Source organism: Enterobacter cloacae complex sp. P47BA (assembly GCF_014930485.1).
Lineage (GTDB): Bacteria > Pseudomonadota > Gammaproteobacteria > Enterobacterales > Enterobacteriaceae > Enterobacter > Enterobacter bugandensis.
On record NZ_JADBRF010000016.1, the window covers coordinates 30037 to 48744 of the forward strand.

Annotated in this window: 16 protein-coding genes; 8 read left to right on the forward strand and 8 right to left on the reverse strand. The window is 56.2% G+C overall.

Annotation, left to right across the window (positions count from 1 at the left end):
* The first annotated feature begins 92 nt into the window (after nt 1–92).
* The 3 genes from fdhF to IM299_RS16365 all read left to right on the forward strand — a co-directional run bounded on the left by fdhF (nt 93) and on the right by IM299_RS16365 (nt 3509).
* Complete coding sequence (fdhF, locus tag IM299_RS16355; RefSeq protein ID WP_193357816.1) at nt 93–2240, forward strand: formate dehydrogenase subunit alpha; 2148 nt, start codon at nt 93–95, stop codon at nt 2238–2240.
* A 320-nt stretch (nt 2241–2560) separates the two neighbouring features.
* Nucleotides 2561–2713 (forward strand): Hok/Gef family protein, encoded by a 153-nt coding sequence (locus tag IM299_RS16360; protein WP_028015189.1) that lies wholly within the window; start codon nt 2561–2563, stop codon nt 2711–2713.
* A gap of 121 nt (nt 2714–2834) precedes the next feature.
* Nucleotides 2835–3509, forward strand: a complete 675-nt coding sequence (locus tag IM299_RS16365) for a tetratricopeptide repeat protein (RefSeq protein WP_028015188.1) — start codon at nt 2835–2837, stop codon at nt 3507–3509.
* 80 nt (nt 3510–3589) lie between these two features.
* On the opposite strand, the gene gltP is transcribed toward IM299_RS16365, so the two are convergent.
* Nucleotides 3590–4903 carry a glutamate/aspartate:proton symporter GltP gene (gene gltP, locus IM299_RS16370; RefSeq protein ID WP_028015187.1) on the reverse strand — a complete coding sequence of 438 codons (1314 nt, stop codon included), beginning with the start codon at nt 4901–4903 and terminating at the stop codon, nt 3590–3592.
* Between the two features lie 423 nt (nt 4904–5326).
* Between gltP and acs the strand changes: the two genes are divergently transcribed.
* The 3 genes from acs to actP all read left to right on the forward strand — a co-directional run bounded on the left by acs (nt 5327) and on the right by actP (nt 9380).
* Nucleotides 5327–7285 (forward strand): acetate--CoA ligase, encoded by a 1959-nt coding sequence (acs, locus tag IM299_RS16375; RefSeq protein ID WP_193357817.1) that lies wholly within the window; start codon nt 5327–5329, stop codon nt 7283–7285.
* Nucleotides 7286–7419: 134 nt separating this feature from the next.
* Complete coding sequence (locus IM299_RS16380; RefSeq protein ID WP_028015185.1) at nt 7420–7734, forward strand: DUF485 domain-containing protein; 315 nt, start codon at nt 7420–7422, stop codon at nt 7732–7734.
* Nucleotides 7731–9380: a cation/acetate symporter ActP gene (gene actP, locus IM299_RS16385; protein ID WP_193357818.1), complete on the forward strand. Its 1650-nt coding sequence runs from the start codon at nt 7731–7733 to the stop codon at nt 9378–9380. Before IM299_RS16380 ends, actP begins: the two co-directional genes overlap by 4 nt.
* Before the next feature lie 32 nt (nt 9381–9412).
* Here actP and IM299_RS16390 read toward each other — a convergent pair whose 3' ends face one another.
* Nucleotides 9413–10102, reverse strand: a complete 690-nt coding sequence (locus tag IM299_RS16390) for an LrgB family protein (protein WP_045630755.1) — start codon at nt 10100–10102, stop codon at nt 9413–9415.
* Nucleotides 10095–10505 (reverse strand): CidA/LrgA family protein, encoded by a 411-nt coding sequence (locus IM299_RS16395; RefSeq protein WP_193357819.1) that lies wholly within the window; start codon nt 10503–10505, stop codon nt 10095–10097. The genes IM299_RS16390 and IM299_RS16395 overlap by 8 nt, the downstream gene beginning before the upstream one ends.
* A 102-nt stretch (nt 10506–10607) precedes the next feature.
* On the opposite strand from IM299_RS16395, the gene IM299_RS16400 reads away from it, so the two are divergent.
* A complete protein-coding gene (locus IM299_RS16400; protein ID WP_041911529.1) occupies nt 10608–11495 on the forward strand; it encodes a LysR family transcriptional regulator in 888 nt (295 codons plus the stop codon).
* A gap of 81 nt (nt 11496–11576) precedes the next feature.
* Here the strand turns inward: IM299_RS16400 and IM299_RS16405 are convergent, their stop codons facing one another.
* The 4 genes from IM299_RS16405 to soxR all read right to left on the reverse strand — a co-directional run bounded on the left by IM299_RS16405 (nt 11577) and on the right by soxR (nt 16442).
* On the reverse strand, nt 11577–13223 hold the full coding sequence (locus IM299_RS16405) for a Na+/H+ antiporter (protein ID WP_028015180.1): 1647 nt from the start codon (nt 13221–13223) through the stop codon (nt 11577–11579).
* 153 nt (nt 13224–13376) lie between these two features.
* Nucleotides 13377–14726, reverse strand: a complete 1350-nt coding sequence (gene ghxP / locus IM299_RS16410) for a guanine/hypoxanthine transporter GhxP (RefSeq protein ID WP_028015179.1) — start codon at nt 14724–14726, stop codon at nt 13377–13379.
* A gap of 297 nt (nt 14727–15023) precedes the next feature.
* A complete protein-coding gene (locus tag IM299_RS16415) occupies nt 15024–15695 on the reverse strand; it encodes a glutathione S-transferase family protein (protein ID WP_028015178.1) in 672 nt (223 codons plus the stop codon).
* Between the two features lie 288 nt (nt 15696–15983).
* Nucleotides 15984–16442, reverse strand: a complete 459-nt coding sequence (gene soxR / locus IM299_RS16420; RefSeq protein WP_023331806.1) for a redox-sensitive transcriptional activator SoxR — start codon at nt 16440–16442, stop codon at nt 15984–15986.
* A gap of 98 nt (nt 16443–16540) precedes the next feature.
* Here soxR and soxS point away from each other — a divergent pair, with 98 nt between their 5' ends.
* On the forward strand, nt 16541–16867 hold the full coding sequence (gene soxS / locus IM299_RS16425; RefSeq protein ID WP_008503387.1) for a superoxide response transcriptional regulator SoxS: 327 nt from the start codon (nt 16541–16543) through the stop codon (nt 16865–16867).
* A gap of 6 nt (nt 16868–16873) precedes the next feature.
* Here the strand turns inward: soxS and IM299_RS16430 are convergent, their stop codons facing one another.
* Entirely contained in the window at nt 16874–18439 is a 1566-nt protein-coding gene (locus IM299_RS16430) for an EAL domain-containing protein (RefSeq protein WP_041911532.1), read from the reverse strand.
* Nucleotides 18440–18708 lie beyond the last annotated feature (269 nt).

Consider the following 18708-nt stretch of genomic DNA (forward strand, 5'->3'; position numbering starts at 1 on the left):
TGCACCGTAAAGCCGGTGAGTAACCCCACTAAAAACATGGCATAGAAGCTGCATTAGTCGGTGCGAAAGATTTGATTAACTGGAGCAGACTGATGAAAAAAGTCGTCACGGTTTGCCCTTATTGTGCCTCAGGTTGCAAGATCCACCTGGTGGTCGATAACGGCAAAATCGTCCGGGCGGAGGCCGCTCAGGGGAAAACCAACCAGGGCACGCTGTGCCTGAAGGGGTATTACGGCTGGGATTTTATTAACGATACACAAATCCTCACCCCGCGCCTGAAAAACCCTATGATCCGCCGCGAGCGCGGCGGCAAGCTGGAAGCCGTCTCCTGGAACGAGGCGCTGGATTACGTCGCCACGCGCCTGAGTGCCATTAAGGCCAAGTATGGCCCGGATGCCATTCAGACCACCGGCTCCTCACGCGGGACCGGGAATGAAACCAACTACGTGATGCAAAAATTCGCGCGCGCCGTTATTGGTACCAATAACGTCGACTGCTGCGCTCGCGTCTGACACGGCCCATCGGTTGCAGGTCTGCACCAGTCGGTCGGTAACGGCGCAATGAGTAATGCTATCAACGAGATAGATAACACCGATCTGGTGTTTATCTTCGGTTATAACCCGGCGGATTCTCACCCTATCGTCGCGAACCACGTGATTCGCGCTAAACAGAACGGGGCAAAAATTATCGTCTGCGATCCGCGCAAAATCGAAACCGCGCGCATTGCGGATATGCACATTGCGCTGAAAAACGGCTCGAATATCGCGCTGTTGAATGCGATGGGGCACGTCATTATTGAGGAAAACCTGTACGACCAGGCGTTTGTCGCCACGCGTACGGAAGGGTTTGAAGAATACCGGAAAATTGTCGAAGGCTACACGCCGGAGTCGGTAGAGGCGATAACCGGCGTAAGCGCGCAGGAGATCCGCCAGGCGGCACGGATGTATGCCGGAGCGAAAACCGCCGCCATCCTGTGGGGCATGGGCGTGACCCAGTTCTACCAGGGCGTGGAAACCGTGCGCTCCCTGACCAGCCTCGCGATGCTGACCGGGAATCTGGGCAAAGCGCACGTCGGCGTTAACCCGGTTCGCGGCCAGAATAACGTCCAGGGTGCCTGCGACATGGGCGCGCTGCCGGACACGTATCCAGGGTACCAGTACGTCAAATTCCCGGAAAACCGCGAGAAGTTCGCGAAGGCCTGGGGCGTGGAGAGCCTGCCGGCACACACCGGATATCGCATCAGCGAGCTGCCGCACCGCGCCGCGCACGGCGAAGTGCGTGCGGCCTACATCATGGGTGAAGATCCGCTCCAGACCGACGCCGAGCTGTCTGCGGTGCGCAAAGGCTTTGAGGATCTGGAGCTGGTGATTGTCCAGGATATCTTCATGACCAAAACCGCGGCGGCGGCGGATGTGATTCTCCCGTCGACCTCCTGGGGCGAGCATGAAGGCGTCTATACGGCGGCGGACCGCGGCTTCCAGCGCTTCTTTAAGGCGGTCGAGCCGAAGTGGGATTTGAAAACGGACTGGCAGATCATCAGCGAAATCGCCACCCGCATGGGCTACCCGATGCACTACAACAACACCCAGGAGATCTGGGACGAGCTGCGGCATCTGTGCCCGGACTTTTATGGGGCAACCTATGAAAAAATGGGTGAGCTGGGCTACATCCAGTGGCCGTGCCGGGACGAGTCGGAGGCCGACCAGGGGACGTCGTATCTCTTTAAAGAGAAATTTGACACCCCGAACGGGCTGGCGCAGTTCTTCACCTGCGACTGGGTTGCGCCGATCGATAAACTCACAGAGGAGTACCCGATGGTGCTCTCTACCGTGCGTGAAGTAGGCCACTACTCCTGTCGTTCAATGACCGGCAACTGCGCCGCGCTGGCGGCGCTGGCGGACGAACCGGGCTACGCGCAGATCAACACCGCCGATGCGGAGCGCCTCGGCATTGAGGATGAAGCGCTGGTGTGGGTGAATTCGCGCAAAGGCCGCATCATTACCCGCGCGCAGGTCAGCGACCGTCCCAACAAAGGGGCGGTCTATATGACCTACCAGTGGTGGATTGGTGCCTGTAACGAGCTGGTGACGGAGAACCTCAGCCCGATAACCAAAACGCCGGAGTACAAATACTGCGCCGTCAACGTGGAGCCAATTGCGGATCAGCACGCGGCGGAACAGTATGTGATCGACGAATATAACAAGCTGAAAGCACGGCTGCGTGAAAGCGCAATAGGTTGAAGCCGTTAATTAATCGTTGAATAAAGGGAGTGAGTTATTCACTCCCTTTTTATTTCCGCTTAAAACATTAAAAATATAAATTATTATTCTGGAAAGCGGCTCGCAAAATAATGTAATTCGCGCAGAACAGAATTACATCTTTGCATTTTAATTCAGAAGGATAAGATGTGTGGCGGGTGCTTAAGACTTTCTGTCTTGAGCATTGTTGAGGGACAGAAAGTGGAAAGCCCCGGGAAATTTTCATTCACCCGAGGCTACCCCTCAACTACCAACAGGTTGAGAGTAGCCTCTTATTCTTTTTTTGACAAGGAGTAAAAGGCATGACGCCATTAAAAACTGCGTTAGGCATCGTCTTTATTATCTGCCTGACGATAGTGATATTTACCTTTATTACTCGCGGTAGACTGTGCGAGTTTTCAATAAAGAGTGAACATCAGGAGGTGGCGGCGAAATTAGCCTGCGTGGCAGGCTAACCTCTACGGGCGAAACCACGGTTTCGCCCGGCTTGTGGGATGCTGAGGTCTTAATGCACCCATTTTTTTCTTTTGCTACCGCGATTATACTGCGCGGCGTGTACCCAGATGATAAGAATCCATGAAAGCCATTTTTCTGTTGTTGTTATTTTTTACGTCGTTCGCCCGCGCGGATGAGATAGGCAGCCAGTATCAGAAGCAGGCGGAAGCCGGCGATGCCCGCGCCCAGTATTATCTCGCCGATACCTGGTTCAGCTCCGGTGACAGAAAGCAGGCAGCGTTGTGGGCCGAGAAAGCCGCGAAAGGCGGTGATGTCGACGCCATGGGGTTACTCTCGCAGATCCTCTTTACGCAGGGGGATTACGCTCAGGCTAAAGCGCTGGCGCAGCAGGCCACCATCGCCGGCAGCAAGCGCGGCACGATTATGCTGGCGCGTATTATGGTGAACACGCAGGCGGGTAAAACCGACTATCCTCAGGCCATCAAGCTCCTGCAAACGGCGGCCGAAGATATCGACAACGACTCGGCGGTCGATGCGCAACTGCTGCTGGGGCTGATTTATGCCAACGGTGTAGAGGTGCCGCAGGATGACGTACAGGCGGCGTCATGGTTTAAGCGCAGCTCGTCCCTGTCACGTACGGGCTATGCGGAGTACTGGGCAGGGATGCTGTTCCAGCAGGGTGAGAAAGGCTTTATCACGCCGAATAAGCAGAAAGCGCTCTACTGGCTAAACCTGAGCTGTACCGAAGGGTTTGATACGGGGTGTGAGGAGTTTGATGCGTTGAGCGGAGAATAACGTGCCGGGTGGCGGCTTCGCCTTACCGGGCCTACAAAACCCGTAGGCCCGGTAAGCGCAGCGCCACCGGGCTTAGGATGTTACTGGTCAGCCGTCTTATCAAAACGACCCAGCACTTCGCGTTCATACGCCAGCGCTTTTTTACGGTCGAATTTGTGTTCCCACTTGGCGATAACCAGCACCGCCAGCGCGTTACCCACCACGTTCAGCGCCGTACGCGCCATATCGAGGATACGGTCCACACCGGCGATAAACGCCAGGCCTTCCAGCGGAATACCGACGCTGCCCAGCGTCGCCAGCAGCACCACGAAGGAGACGCCCGGCACGCCTGCGATGCCCTTTGAGGTCACCATCAGCGTCAGAACCAGTACGATCTCCTGCCACAGCGACAGGTCAATGCCGTACAGCTGCGCGATAAAGATCGCCGCAATACTCTGGTACAGCGTCGAGCCATCCAGGTTAAAGGAGTAGCCGGTCGGCACCACGAAGCTCGTTATCGACGCTGGCGCACCGTACGCTTCCATCTTCTCAATAATGCGCGGCAGCACGCTCTCAGAGCTTGCGGTGGAGTACGCCAGAATCAGTTCATCCTTCAGGATACGGATCAGGATCCAGATACTCAGCCCGCACAGGCGCGCCACAATCCCCAGCACCACCAGCGCGAAGAACAGAATGGCGAAGTGCACCAGGATCACCAGCTTCGCCAGCGGCCACAGGGAGGCAAAACCAAAGTTCGCCACGGTCACTGCGATAAGCGCGAACACCCCAACCGGCGCGTAGCGCATCACCATGTGGGTCACTTTGAACATGGTTTCGGAGATAGAGCGGAACACGGTCACCAGCGGCTCGCGGTGCGTCGCTGGCAACGAGGAGAGCCCCAGACCAAACAGCACCGAGAAGAAGATGATCGGCAGCATCTCGCCTTTCGCCATGGAAGCAATGATGTTGGTCGGCACCAGCGACAGGATAGTCCCCATCAGACCGTGGGAATGGCTCTGCACGTCAGCGGTGGTGCTTTGGTATTTCGAAATATCCACCGTCGCCAGCTGCGACATATCGATCCCGGAGCCTGGCTGGAATACGTTCGCCAGCGTTATGCCGAGGATAATCGCAACCGTGGTGATCACTTCGAAATAGAGAATAGTTTTCGCGCCAATGCGACCTAACTGCTTCGCATCGCCGACGCCCGCGATACCGACAACCAGCGTCGAGATCACAATGGGCACCACAATCATCTTAATCAGATGAATAAAAATATCGCCTGCCGGAGAGAGCAGGTTCGCAATCAGCCACTCGCGGCTGTCGCTATGATAATGAAGATAACTGCCCAGCAAGATGCCCAGCACAAGGGCCAGCAGGATCTGCCAGGCCAGGCTGACTTTCAAATTTTTCATAGAAACTGACTTCCTCAATGAAATCTCCGCACCAGCAAAACTGCATGAATATGGAGACATACTGAAAGGGTATGAATTGTGTTGCGTTGGTTTATGGGATTTTTTAACGCGGCGTATGAGTATCATTTGCACGACCTGTTGCGCAAGCCTTAAAGAACGACGCATTTCACTATCAAAAGCGGTTATGACGCGAGTTTGTCATAATTCTGATAAATAACCTTTTGTTATAAAAACGCTTTTTTATAAAGAATTGTGAATAATCGGCATCGTGAATTATTTCCCTTCAAAGTTTCATTCGCTCAATTTTCAACCTGTTCAAACAATGCGTGATCTGTCGCCCAAATACTAAACAAAGCTTGTAAAGCCCCTACTATTAACGTTTTTGCGACATATTATTAACATCTTACAAGGAGAAAAAAAGCCATGAGCCAAATACACAAACACGACATTCCCGCAAACATTGCGGACCGTTGCCTGATCACCCCGGAGCAGTACCACGAGAAATATCAGCAATCTGTTACCAACCCGGACGCCTTCTGGGGCGAGCAGGGTCACATCCTTGACTGGATCAAACCTTATCAGAAGGTGAAGAATACCTCTTTCGCGCCAGGCAACGTCTCCATCAAATGGTATGAAGACGGCACGCTGAACCTGGCGGCGAACTGCCTGGACCGCCATCTTGCCGAACGCGGCAACGAAACGGCCATTATCTGGGAAGGCGACGATGCCTCTCAGAGCAAACACATCTCTTATAAAGAGCTGCACCGCGACGTCTGCCGCTTCGCTAACGTGCTGCTGGGCCAGGGGATTAAAAAAGGCGACGTGGTGGCGATCTACATGCCGATGGTACCGGAAGCGGCGGTAGCTATGCTCGCCTGCGCGCGTATCGGCGCGATCCACTCCGTCATCTTCGGCGGCTTCTCCCCTGAAGCGGTTGCCGGGCGCATCGTTGACTCGAACTCGAAGCTGGTGATCACCGCCGACGAGGGCGTACGCGCCGGGCGCGGTATTCCGCTGAAGAAAAACGTCGATGAAGCGCTGAAAAACCCGAACGTCAAATCCATCAATAACGTCATTGTCCTCAAGCGTACCGGCGGCAAGATCGACTGGCACGAGGGGCGTGACCTGTGGTGGAGCGACCTGATTGAAAAAGCGAGCGACCAGCATCAGCCGGAAGAGATGAACGCGGAAGATCCGCTGTTTATTCTTTACACCTCCGGCTCAACCGGTAAACCGAAAGGCGTACTGCACACCACCGGCGGCTATCTGGTCTATGCGGCCACCACCTTTAAATACGTCTTCGACTACCATCCGGGCGACATCTACTGGTGTACCGCCGACGTGGGCTGGGTCACCGGACACAGCTACCTGCTGTACGGCCCGCTGGCCTGCGGCGCAACGACGCTGATGTTTGAGGGCGTACCGAACTGGCCGACCCCGGCGCGCATGTGTCAGGTGGTCGATAAGCACCAGGTCAACATTCTTTACACCGCGCCAACGGCGATCCGCGCGTTAATGGCGGAAGGTGATAAGGCCATCGAGGGCACCGACCGCTCCTCATTGCGCATCCTCGGCTCCGTGGGCGAGCCCATCAACCCGGAAGCCTGGGAGTGGTACTGGAAGAAAATCGGTAACGAGAAGTGCCCGGTGATGGACACCTGGTGGCAGACCGAAACCGGCGGCTTTATGATCACCCCTATGCCGGGCGCCACGCAGCTGAAGGCGGGTTCTGCAACCCGTCCGTTCTTTGGCGTGCAGCCTGCGCTGGTGGATAACGAAGGCAATCCGCAGGAAGGGGCCACCGAAGGCAACCTGGTGATCGTCGACTCCTGGCCGGGTCAGGCACGCACCCTGTTTGGCGACCACGAGCGCTTCGAGCAGACCTACTTCTCGACCTTTAAAAACATGTACTTCAGCGGTGACGGCGCGCGTCGTGATGAAGACGGTTATTACTGGATCACCGGACGCGTGGACGACGTGCTGAACGTCTCCGGCCACCGTCTGGGCACCGCGGAGATTGAATCTGCGCTGGTGTCGCATCCGAAGATTGCCGAAGCGGCGGTGGTCGGCATTCCTCACAACATCAAGGGCCAGGCGATCTACGCCTACGTCACCCTGAACCACGGTGAAGAGCCGTCGCCGGAGCTGTATACCGAGGTGCGCAACTGGGTACGTAAAGAGATTGGCCCGCTTGCCACGCCGGACGTACTGCACTGGACAGACTCGCTGCCGAAAACCCGTTCCGGCAAGATTATGCGCCGTATCCTGCGCAAAATCGCGGCAGGCGATACCAGCAACCTCGGCGATACCTCAACGCTTGCCGATCCTGGCGTGGTGGACAAACTGCTCGAAGAGAAGCAGGCCATCGCGATGCCATCGTAATGTTTTCTCCCTCTCCCCGTGGGAGAGGGCCGGGGTGAGGGCATCAGACCGCACCTTCCTCCCCTCACCCTAACCCTCTCCCCATAGGGGAGAGGGGATAAAACAAACCAACCTTACCTCTGGAGATTTCTGTGATGAATAACGATATTTGTCAGCAGATAGAGAATAGTGCGCACTACAGGGAGCTCGTCGATAAGCGGCAACGGTTTGCCTTCACCCTTTCCATCATCATGCTGATTATCTATGTCGGCTTTATTCTGCTGATCGCCTTTGCGCCGCACTGGCTGGGCACCCCGTTACATGAGGGCACCAGCGTGACGCGCGGTATCCCCATTGGCATTGGCGTGATCGTGATTTCGTTTGTGCTGACCGGCGTCTACGTCTGGCGCGCGAACGGTGAGTTCGATCGCCTTAATAAAGCGGTACTGCAAGAGGTAAAAGCATCATGAAGCGAGTCCTGACGGCGCTAGCCGCCACACTTCCCTTTGCCACCCACGCGGCGGATGCCATTACCGGCGAGGTACAGCGCCAGCCAACCAACTGGCAGGCGATTATCATGTTCCTGATTTTCGTGGTGCTGACGCTGTACATTACGTACTGGGCATCGAAACGCGTTCGCTCCCGTAACGATTACTACACTGCGGGCGGCAACATTACCGGCTTCCAGAACGGCCTGGCGATTGCGGGTGACTTTATGTCCGCCGCCTCGTTCCTCGGGATCTCCGCGCTGGTGTACACCTCCGGCTATGACGGCCTGATCTACTCCCTCGGCTTCCTCGTCGGCTGGCCGATCATTCTGTTCCTGATTGCCGAACGCTTGCGCAACCTGGGACGTTACACCTTCGCTGACGTGGCATCCTATCGCCTGAAGCAGGGGCCGATTCGTACCCTCTCCGCCTGCGGCTCGCTGGTGGTGGTGGCGCTGTATCTGATCGCCCAGATGGTGGGCGCGGGCAAGCTTATCGAACTGCTGTTTGGCCTGAACTACCACGTCGCGGTGGTGCTGGTGGGCGTGCTGATGGTGATGTACGTTCTGTTCGGCGGCATGCTGGCCACCACCTGGGTGCAGATCATCAAAGCCGTACTGCTGCTGTTCGGCGCGAGCTTTATGGCCTTTATGGTGATGAAACACGTCGGCTTCAGCTTCAATAACCTGTTCACCGAAGCGATGGCTGTCCACCCGAAAGGAGAAGCGATCATGAGCCCAGGCGGGCTGGTGAAAGATCCGATCTCCGCGCTCTCTCTCGGTCTCGGCCTGATGTTTGGTACCGCTGGCCTGCCGCACATTCTGATGCGTTTCTTCACGGTGTCAGACGCGCGTGAAGCGCGTAAGAGCGTCTTCTACGCCACCGGCTTTATGGGTTACTTCTACATCCTGACCTTTATCATCGGCTTCGGCGCGATCATGCTGGTGGGCGCGAACCCGGCGTTTAAAGACGCGGCGGGCGCGCTGATTGGCGGTAACAACATGGCGGCGGTGCACCTGGCCGATGCGGTGGGCGGCAACCTGTTCCTCGGCTTTATCTCCGCCGTGGCCTTCGCCACCATCCTTGCGGTGGTCGCCGGGCTGACGCTGGCGGGCGCGTCTGCGGTATCGCACGACCTCTACGCCAACGTCTTCCGTAAAGGCGCGAGCGAGCGCGACGAGCTGAAGGTTTCCAAAATCACCGTGCTGGTGCTGGGCGTAGTCGCTATTCTGCTGGGGATCCTGTTTGAGAAGCAGAACATCGCCTTTATGGTGGGACTGGCCTTCTCAATTGCGGCAAGCTGTAACTTCCCAATCATTCTGCTCTCCATGTACTGGTCCAAACTGACCACCCGTGGGGCGATGATAGGCGGCTGGCTCGGCCTGCTGACGGCGGTAATTCTGATGATCCTCGGCCCGACCATCTGGGTGCAGATCCTCGGTCACGAAAGCGCTATCTTCCCGTACGAGTACCCGGCGCTGTTCTCCATTGCCGTGGCGTTTATCGGTATCTGGGTCTTCTCGGCTACCGACAACTCGCCGGAGGGTAACCTGGAGCGTGAGAAATTCCGCGCCCAGTTTATCCGCTCACAAACCGGCCTCGGCGTTGAGCAGGGCCGCGCACACTAAGCCTTTCTCCCCGGTTGCTCTGGCCGGGGAGCTTAAAACATCACCCACGCCACCAGCGGCGCGATTAACACCATCGTCACGCCCGAGAGCATCATCACCAGGCTTGCAACGACCCCTTCCTGCTGACCCAGCTCATACGAACGCGCCGTGCCTGCCCCGTGAGATGCCGCGCCAAACCCTGCTCCTTTCGCCATCCCTTCCCGAATGGACAGCCGCAGAAACAGCACATCCCCCACCGCCATGCCGAATACGCCGGTGACGACCACAAACAGCGCCACCAGATCCGGCTGCCCGCCGAGCGGTTTAGCCGCTGCCAGCGCAAACGGCGTGGTCACCGAGCGTACGGCAAGGCTGCGCTGAATTTCATCGGAGAGGGTAAACAGCCGCGCCAGCCAGACGGAGCTACAGACCGCCACCACCGTGGCGGTGACGACGCCCGCGCTGAGCGACATCCAGTGGCGTTTGATAATGGCGAGGTTGTCATAAACGGGTACGGCAAAAGCGATGGTTGCCGGGCCGAGCAGCCACAGCAGCCAGTGGGATTCACCAATGTAGTTCTGCCAGGAGATATGGCCGAAGACCAGCATCAGCACCAGCAGAATCGGCGTAAAGACCAGCGGCATCAGCGGCAGCGTGCGAAAGCGGCGATACAGGCGCTTGTTGGCAAAGTAGATGGCGACCGTCACGATCAGGCACAGCACGCTTATCTGAAAGTTAGTCATGCTTTTGCCTGCTGATTTCGAACCGGTACACCTTATCCACCACCCAGGCGGTGGCACCCAGCACCATCAGCGTGCTCAGGGCAATAACCGCGAAGATGCGCCAGCCGTCGACCATCAGCAGCTGCGCATAGTTCACCACCGCCACCACGGCCGGAACGAAGAACAGCAGCATCTCCGCCAGCAGCCAGCGCGCGCCGGCGCGCACCCAGCTGAGGGGCAACGCGCGGCAGAGGATCAGCACCAGCATCAGCACCATCCCCACCAGGTTGGCGGGTAAAGGCAGATGCAGCCAGTCGACAAGGTATTCCGCAAAAATAAACAGTCCCGCGTAGAGCAGTACCTGAACCGGGACCTGGAGTCGTTGCACAACGGCAGGCGTAACACGGTTTAACGCCACGGCCATGGGGGTTTTCCTCAGAAATGAGACGAGGCGCCAGTATAGTGAGCGTACGTCATCGACTGAAATGAATTAAAATCATCGAAGGTATAGTTTCGAGGAATAATCATGGACATAAGAACGCTGCGCTATTTTGTCGAGGTGGTTCGCCAGCAAAGTTTTACCCGCGCAGCGGAGAAGTTGTTCGTTACCCAGCCAACCATCAGCAAAATGCTGAAAAACCTCGAAGACGAGCTGAACTGTACCCTGCTGATCCGCGACGGACGCAAGCTGCTGCTGACCGATACCGGACGCGTGGTGTTCGAGCGCGGGCTGGCGATCCTGGCGGAGTTCCGCCAGCTTGAGGCCGAGCTTGCGGACATCAACCACCTGACGAAAGGTCTGCTGCGGCTCGGCATTCCGCCGATGGTTGGCATGATGATGGCCGGGCCGATAAGCCTGTTCCGCCAGCGCTACCCCGGCGTTGAGCTCAAAATTTCTGAATTTGGCGGCCTGACCGTGCAGCAGGCGGTGATCAACGGCGAGCTGGACGTGGCGATGACGGCCCTTCCCGTGGAGGAAGAGAGCGGGCTGGCAACGCTGCCGCTGTTCAGCCATCCGCTGTGCGTGCTGGTACCCCGCTCCGGCGACTGGCTGAAGATAGACTCAGTGAAGCCCGATCTGCTCGGCGAACACCCGCTGCTAATCTACAACGAAGACTTCGCCTTAAGCCGCCAGCTGATGACCCTGTTTAACCACCATAACGTGAAGCCGCGCATTGCGGTGCGCAGCGGCCAGTGGGATTTCCTGGCGGCAATGGTGCAGGCGGGCGTGGGAATTGCCATTCTGCCGCAACCGATCTGCGAGCGGCTTGATAAAAACACGCTGCGCTGGATCCCGCTGGAGAGTGACCTGCACTGGCAGTTGGGGATGATTTGGCGTGAAGGGGTGTATCTGTCGCACAGCGCACAGGCGTGGCTGCAATGTTGTGAGGGGTTTTGGGTGCGGTCTGAATAGTGCCGGGTGGCGGCTTCGCCTTACCCGGCCTACGGTTCAAATGTAGGCCCGGTAAGCGTAGCGCCACCGGGCAACAAAGCGCTACTGATTCTCTATTAACAGCGCTTCTAACAGGTCCAGATCGTGCAGCAGCTTTTGCAGCGTCTCGTTGCTGATCTGGCGCGTGGCGCGCAGGTGATACAGCTCGGCACGCTCGGAGCGCAGCGCCGCCAGGCGGAAACGACGCTCCAGGTTCTCTTCCTGCAGCGAGCTTTCCACGTCGTTACGTCCGTCAGCACGACGTCGCAAATTACCAATCACGCGTGAACTGACTTCCTTCAGCAGCTGGTTATCAATGTTCTCTTCGGCATCGGCAGCCAGACGCTCCTCCATCTTCTCAATGGCGACAATCGCGACTTCCGCCGTCGCCGCACGGGCTATCCGCTCCTCTTTGTGCTGTTGGGTCGAGTCACCGGCATCAATGTGCTGGAGTAAAATCGGCAGCATAATCACGCCGACAAACAGCGAGAAGAGAATCACGCCCGCCGCCAGGAACACCAGCTCGTAGCGCGCCGGGAAGACGTCGCCCGTCGGTAGCAGCAGCGGAATAGAGAGCACACCGGCGAGGGTTATCGCCCCGCGTACGCCGGCGAAAGAGGCAATCAGCAGCTCGCGCGTGGTCCAGGAGCCGAACTCCATCGGCTTTTTGGTCAGGAAGCGGACGCTGAACTTTTTCATCGTCCACAGCCAGCCGAAACGCACCAGCATTAATGCCATGTAGATCAGCACGATATCGGTAAACAGCATCCAGACTTCAACGTTTGGATCCGCCTCCGCCGCGATCAGCGAGGATTCCATGATGCCCGGCAGCTGCAGGCCCAGCAGCAGGAAGACCATGCCGTTAAAGACAAACTCCAGCATCGCCCAGGTGCTGTTGGCGCGCAGGCGCATCGCCAGCGGCGCGCGGCGCATCACGCCGGAGCGGGTGATGGTCATCCCCGCCGCTACCGCCGCCAGAATGCCCGAGACGCCGATATGTTCAGCGATAAGGTAAGAGGCAAACGGCAGCAGGAACAGCAGAACGATTTGCGTCGCCGGTTCATCGCCGCCCCAGCGGCTGAGGAAGCGCAGCGAACGACCGTACAGCCAGCTCACCACGAAGCCCGCGAGAATACCGCCAATCGCCACTTTGAAGAATTCCAGGGTCGCGCCACCAATGGTAAAGACCATGGTGCCCATGGCTACCGCCACGGCAAACTTCAGGGCCACCAGGCCGGAAGCGTCGTTCATCAACGCCTCGCCCTGCAAAATGCCCATTATTTTCTTCGGAATGCGCCCTTCACCCACAATGCCGGAAAGGGCCACGGCGTCGGTCGGCGACAGCACGGCGGCCAGCGCAAAGGCGGGAATTAACGGGATACCCGGTACGGCCCAGTAGATCAGGAAACCAATCCCGACCACGGTAACGACCACCAGCGCCAGCGCCAGGCCGAAGATCTCTCGCCCATGCTCAAGAAATTCGCGCGTCGGCGTTTTCCACCCATCGGCAAACAGCAGCGGCGGGATAAACAGCACGAGGAACAGTTCCGGATCGAACTCCACGTGCAGACCGAACGTCGGCCACGCCAGCAGCGCGCCGATGGCTATTTGCATTAAAGGCAGGGGGACCTGGAAGGGCAGTACGCGTGTAACCACCCCGGATAACGAGACCACAAGGGTCATGATGAGTATTGTGAAGAAAATTTCCATGCGTTCCCTGTTTGCTGTGTTTCTTTTTAAGCCAAACCTGAGGCGTCGTGCCTCTTATTCTATCCTCTCCAGAGTAACGCAAAAGGCAACGGGATGAGTCCTGAAAATAAAAACGGGCGGCCTGAGCCACCCGTTTTCGCATCAATGGATAATTTAGATTGCCCAGCCGCCCGCGTAGAAGGCGACCAACGCAACGGCGATCACCACGGTGCCGATGTTCAGCTTGCGCCACTCACCGGAGACCAGGCGGCCAATCACCAGCGAGGCAAAGCCGATCATGATGCCAGTCACGATGTTACAGGTCAGGACGATAAACACTGCGGTAATCAGGCCGGACATCGCATCCACGAAGTCCGCAAAATCGATTTTCGCCACGTTGCTCAGCATCAGCAGGCCGACGTACATCAGCGCTGGCGCGGTCGCATACGCAGGCACCAGGTAAGAGAGCGGAGAGAGGAACAGGATCAGCAGGAACAGCACGCCAACGGTGATGGCCGTCAGGCCGGTTTTACCGCCTGCCGCCGTACCCGCTGCAGATTCGATATACACCGCCGCAGGCGCCGCACCCACCAGACCAGAGAAGACGCTGCTCAGGGAGTCGGTGGTCAGCGCTTTGCCGCCATCAATAATCTGACCGTCTTTATCCAGCAGGTTGGCCTGACCGGCCACCGCGCGAATGGTACCGGTGGCGTCAAATACCGCGGTCATCACCAGCGCCAGCACGCTTGGCAGGATCACCGGGTTCAGCGCGCCGACGATATCCAGGCTGCCGATCAGGGAGTTGCCTTTGTCATCGCTCAGCGACGGCATGGCGAAAATACCGGAGAAGTGAACGGTCGGATCGAAAATCAGGCCGACGATGGAAATGCCAATAATGGTCAGCAAAATGCCGCCCGGCACCTTCAGTTTTTCCAGGCCGATAATCACCGCCAGACCGATGAGCGACATAATGACCGGGAAGCTCGCGAAATGACCGAGCGCTACCGGCAGGCCGTCCAGCGGGTTCTTGATGACCAGACCCACGCCGTTGGCAGCGATCAGCAGCAGGAACAGGCCGATACCGATACCGGTGCCGTGCGCCACGCCCTGCGGCAGGTTGCGCAAAATCCAGCTACGGATGCCGGTGGCAGAAATAACGGTAAACAGTACGCCCATCAGGAACACGGCGCCGAGGGCAACCGGTACGCTGATCTGCTGGCCCAGCACCAGACTGAACGCGGTAAAGGCGGTCAAAGAGATGGCGCAACCAATCGCCAGCGGCAGGTTCGCCCACAGGCCCATTACGATGGAGCCCACGCCGGCCACCAGGCAGGTGGCGACAAAGACAGCCGCAGGCGGGAAGCCCGCCTTGCCCAGCATGCCCGGCACCACGATGACGGAGTACACCATCGCCAGAAACGTGGTCAGACCGGCAACGACTTCCTGGCGCACGGTGCTGCCACGAGCCGAAATTTTAAACATGGCGTCAAGTGAACCGCCGGTACGCGCAGATGGCGTAGACATAGAAAACATCCCCTGAGAGTTTTTATAGAACGTCCATAAGCGTGGTGGAGACACCGCTGCCAGCTAAAACGTCAAATCCGTGTGTTGCGTTTGCGACGAAAGGGCGTCACAAAAAAAGCAAACGTTTAGCTCCGCGCTTATAAAACGGGTGGTCAAATTAAGGCAAACGATTATCCAGCCTAATACCCGCCCTTTTCAACTGAACTTTGTCGTTTTTCGCTAAAATTCACTTATGACGATGAAGAAATAAACAGAGGATGCGCAAACGTTATCGTCTATGCGCAATTTGTTTACATTTCAATCCTCGCCCGGGATCGTTAACGGGCCACCTTGTTGCAGGGTTCTTTGCCAGCCAGGACTAGTTTCCACTTTTTGCTTCCATGCCTGAATATGCGGCAGATTAGCAATGCCGCCGCGCGCCAGAAGGGCAAAGAGGGGGAAGCTCATCTGAATGTCGGCCATGCTTAACGTCTCTCCGGCAAACCAGCTGTTTTTAGCAAGATGTGAGTCAATAAAGCGCGCATGGGTCTCCAACTGGGGGTTGAGATACGCTTTCTGTACCCCCTGCCCCAGCGCCTTGCCCAGCGTTCGGATGCCAAACGGCACGGGCGGCTTTCCCAGGCTGCTGAAGACCAGCTTCATGAGCAGCAGCGGCATCAGCGACCCTTCTGCGTAATGCAGCCAGAAGCGGTATTGCACCTTATGCGCGGGGTCTAAAGGCTTCAGCCGCGATTCGGCATCATAGGTTTCCTGCAGATACTCCAGAATGGCGCCTGACTCCGCAAGGATCAGCCCGTTATCTTCAATGACCGGCGATTTGCCCAACGGATGCACCTTTTTGAGGGACTCGGGTGCCAGCATGTTCTTTTCGCGCTGGTAGTGAACAATCTCATAAGGCAGGGCGAGCTCTTCCAGCGCCCAGATCACGCGGTGCGAGCGCGACTGGTTAAGGTGATGTACCGTGAGCATGATTTTTCTCCTGTTATTCATACTTTTTAACTATAGAAAATCGAACAACACCGCGAAAAAATTTCGTCTAAAAAACGGCTAGCGCGGCTGGCGAAAATACGGGTCTTGCATAGAATTAAAGTGTCAGCACAATCCGGAACCTCCCCAACCAGCTCGACACGAGGGGTGCTGATGTCGGGGGAAACCCTCCCGTGAACCAGCGGGATAGAGAGAAAGACAAAGACCGGGAAAAACTAAAGCGCCCTTAGTGGCGCTTTAGTTCTTTATTATGCTTTTTGCCGCAAGAACTTAATCCTCCTCCAGCAGCCGCGCCCCGGTCCCCTGCTCGCCCAGCCTGTCGCCAGGGTTACGTAGCGGGCAGTCGCTACGGGACAGGCAGCCGCAGCCGATACAGCCGTCCAGCTCGTCACGCAGCGCCACCAGCGTGTGGATACGCCTGTCCAGCTCTTCACGCCACTGGGACGAAAGCTCTTTCCACTCTTTCGGGCTAAGCGTGTGCCCTTCCGGCAACACGCCGAATGCCTCACCGATCGTCGCCAGGGGAATACCGATGCGTTGCGCAATTTTGATAATCGCCACGTAGCGGAGCACGTCGCGGGTATAGCGGCGCTGGTTTCCACCGTTACGGATGCTTTTAATTAACCCTTTGCTTTCATAAAAGTGGAGCGCCGATACCGCAACACCGCTTCGCTTTGCCACTTCGCCGGGGGTTAACAGCGCTTTAATGCGCGGCAATCTCTTTTCCATAAAACCTCTTTACCTCAAGTTAACTTGAGGAATTATACTCCCCCGCAGAGAAAACGACGAATCAACCGAGAAAGTTGTATCTACAGAGGGGCAACCTTATGTCGCATCAGCAAATTATTCAGACACTTATTGAATGGATTGACGATCATATCGACCAACCGTTGAACATTGATGTGGTCGCAAAAAAATCGGGCTATTCGAAATGGTATTTACAGAGAATGTTCCGCACGGTCATGCACCAGACGCTGGGGGAATACATTCGCCAGCGCAGGCTCCTGCTGGCGGCGCAGGCGTTACGCTCAACGCAGCGGCCGATTTTTGATATCGCGATGGATCTTGGCTATGTTTCGCAACAAACCTTTTCCCGCGTGTTTCGCCGCGAGTTTGACCGTACGCCGAGCGATTATCGCCACCAGTTGAATTAATGCATATCAGTGCAAAGGTTGCTGCTGCCAGGTCATAAACTCCTGGGGCGGCATCGCTTTCGCGAAGTGCCATCCCTGACAGAACTCAACGCCGCGCTTCAACAGCCAGCTCACCTGCTCAGCCGTCTCAACCCCTTCCGCAATGGTTTTAAGCCGCAGGCTTTGCGCCATCTCGATAATATGCTCGGCGATCAGGTGGCTGGTACTGTTGGTGGTTAAGGTGTCGATAAACGATTTATCGATTTTCAGAATATCCACGTTCAACGAGTAGAGGTTGTGCAGGTTGGAATAACCGGTCCCGAAATCATCGATCGCCACTTCATAGCCCGCCTGACGGAAGGCCTGAATCACCGGCGTGGTTTTTGGCACATCGATAAAGCCGCGTTCCGTCACTTCAATTTTAATTTGCTGGGCGCGTACGGCGTAGTGCCGGGCCTTGTCAGAAATCATGGCGATCAGCCGCGAGGAGTGGAAGTCCGTGGCCGACAGGTTGATCGAAATATAGAGATGCGGATGCGCCGCCAGGAAATGGCCCAGATCGCTGAACACCTCCTCAACGACATAATCCGTGATCCGCTCGCTCATTCCCTCTTTTTCCGCAAGCGGAATAAAGTCAGCCGGGCTCATTACCTGCCCATTGAAACCAGGCCAGCGCAACAGCGCCTCTGCCCCCACACACTGGTTGTTCTTGATATCAATAATCGGCTGATAGTGCACACAAAGCTGGCGCTTGTTCAGCGCCCGGTGCAGTAAGCGCCCCGGCGAATTAAGCTCACGATGGGTGCGGGACCACACCAGCAAAATAATAATGCTGCAGATCATTCCCAGCGGTAGCGTCAACGTCGCCTGGTGATAGAGCGTTTCATAAAAACGTTTATCTGACGTCGACACGATGGCGGCAATAGGCCGATTTGTCGATTTCACGACGGTATAGAAACGGTTATCTTTTTGAAATACCGATTCCTTATCCCGAATCATCGAATTTAATAAAGTCGCATTGGCTTTCTGGCTGACGGAAAAGAAGGCATTAGTTACCGTGTCGTATACCCCCCATGCGAGGGAATGATCGGTAGACATCACTTCACTGTAAGAAAGCGGATTGACAACCACGACATAATTTCCGCGCTGCATATATGTCATTTTATAGCCAGTATAAAATGGCGTATCGCGAAAATAATAGATAGCAACGTCAGGTTTACGCGTGTAATTAGCGACCGGAATGACGTAGGGTTGATCCGGTGTAAAAACGGTCGAACAAAGAAAATTCTGACCTTCAGCATAAATTAAATCGGCGACAAACAGGCGGCCACGAACAACGTTCAACATATATTGACGATGTTCCGGCGTACAACGTTCACCCTGATATTTTTCTGCCTCGCCCCTGGCCAGTTCAACTTGTTGAATTACCAGTTCTGTTTTGTCTAAAGCCAGTTCAGCAAATGTCCGTAGCTGAGCGCTCGTTTCCGACTCGGCTCGTAGCTGGGCAAACCATAGAGCAAGCATCACCGGCAGCATAACTACCATGATGATCCCTACCACTCTGAGCATTTTGCGCCGCGCGCTACGATTCATTTCCCGCCCTATATCCCTGCATGTTGTACGCCTGTAGTAATGAAGGCCGGATGCTTTGTTAAACAGGTGATTACGTTGCATGAATCATGCGAAGTTAGCAACTGACTTTTAGTATTAAAAATCTTAAATTTCGTTATGACGATAATATTTTCCCGTAAGCTAAACTGTAAGTATTCGTTCCGTTTTAATTAAGGAAAATAATTATCCATCGCGTACGGGAGGTTTGAAGAGAACACAACAGAGGATCGCTGATTAAGCAAAACTTCTGG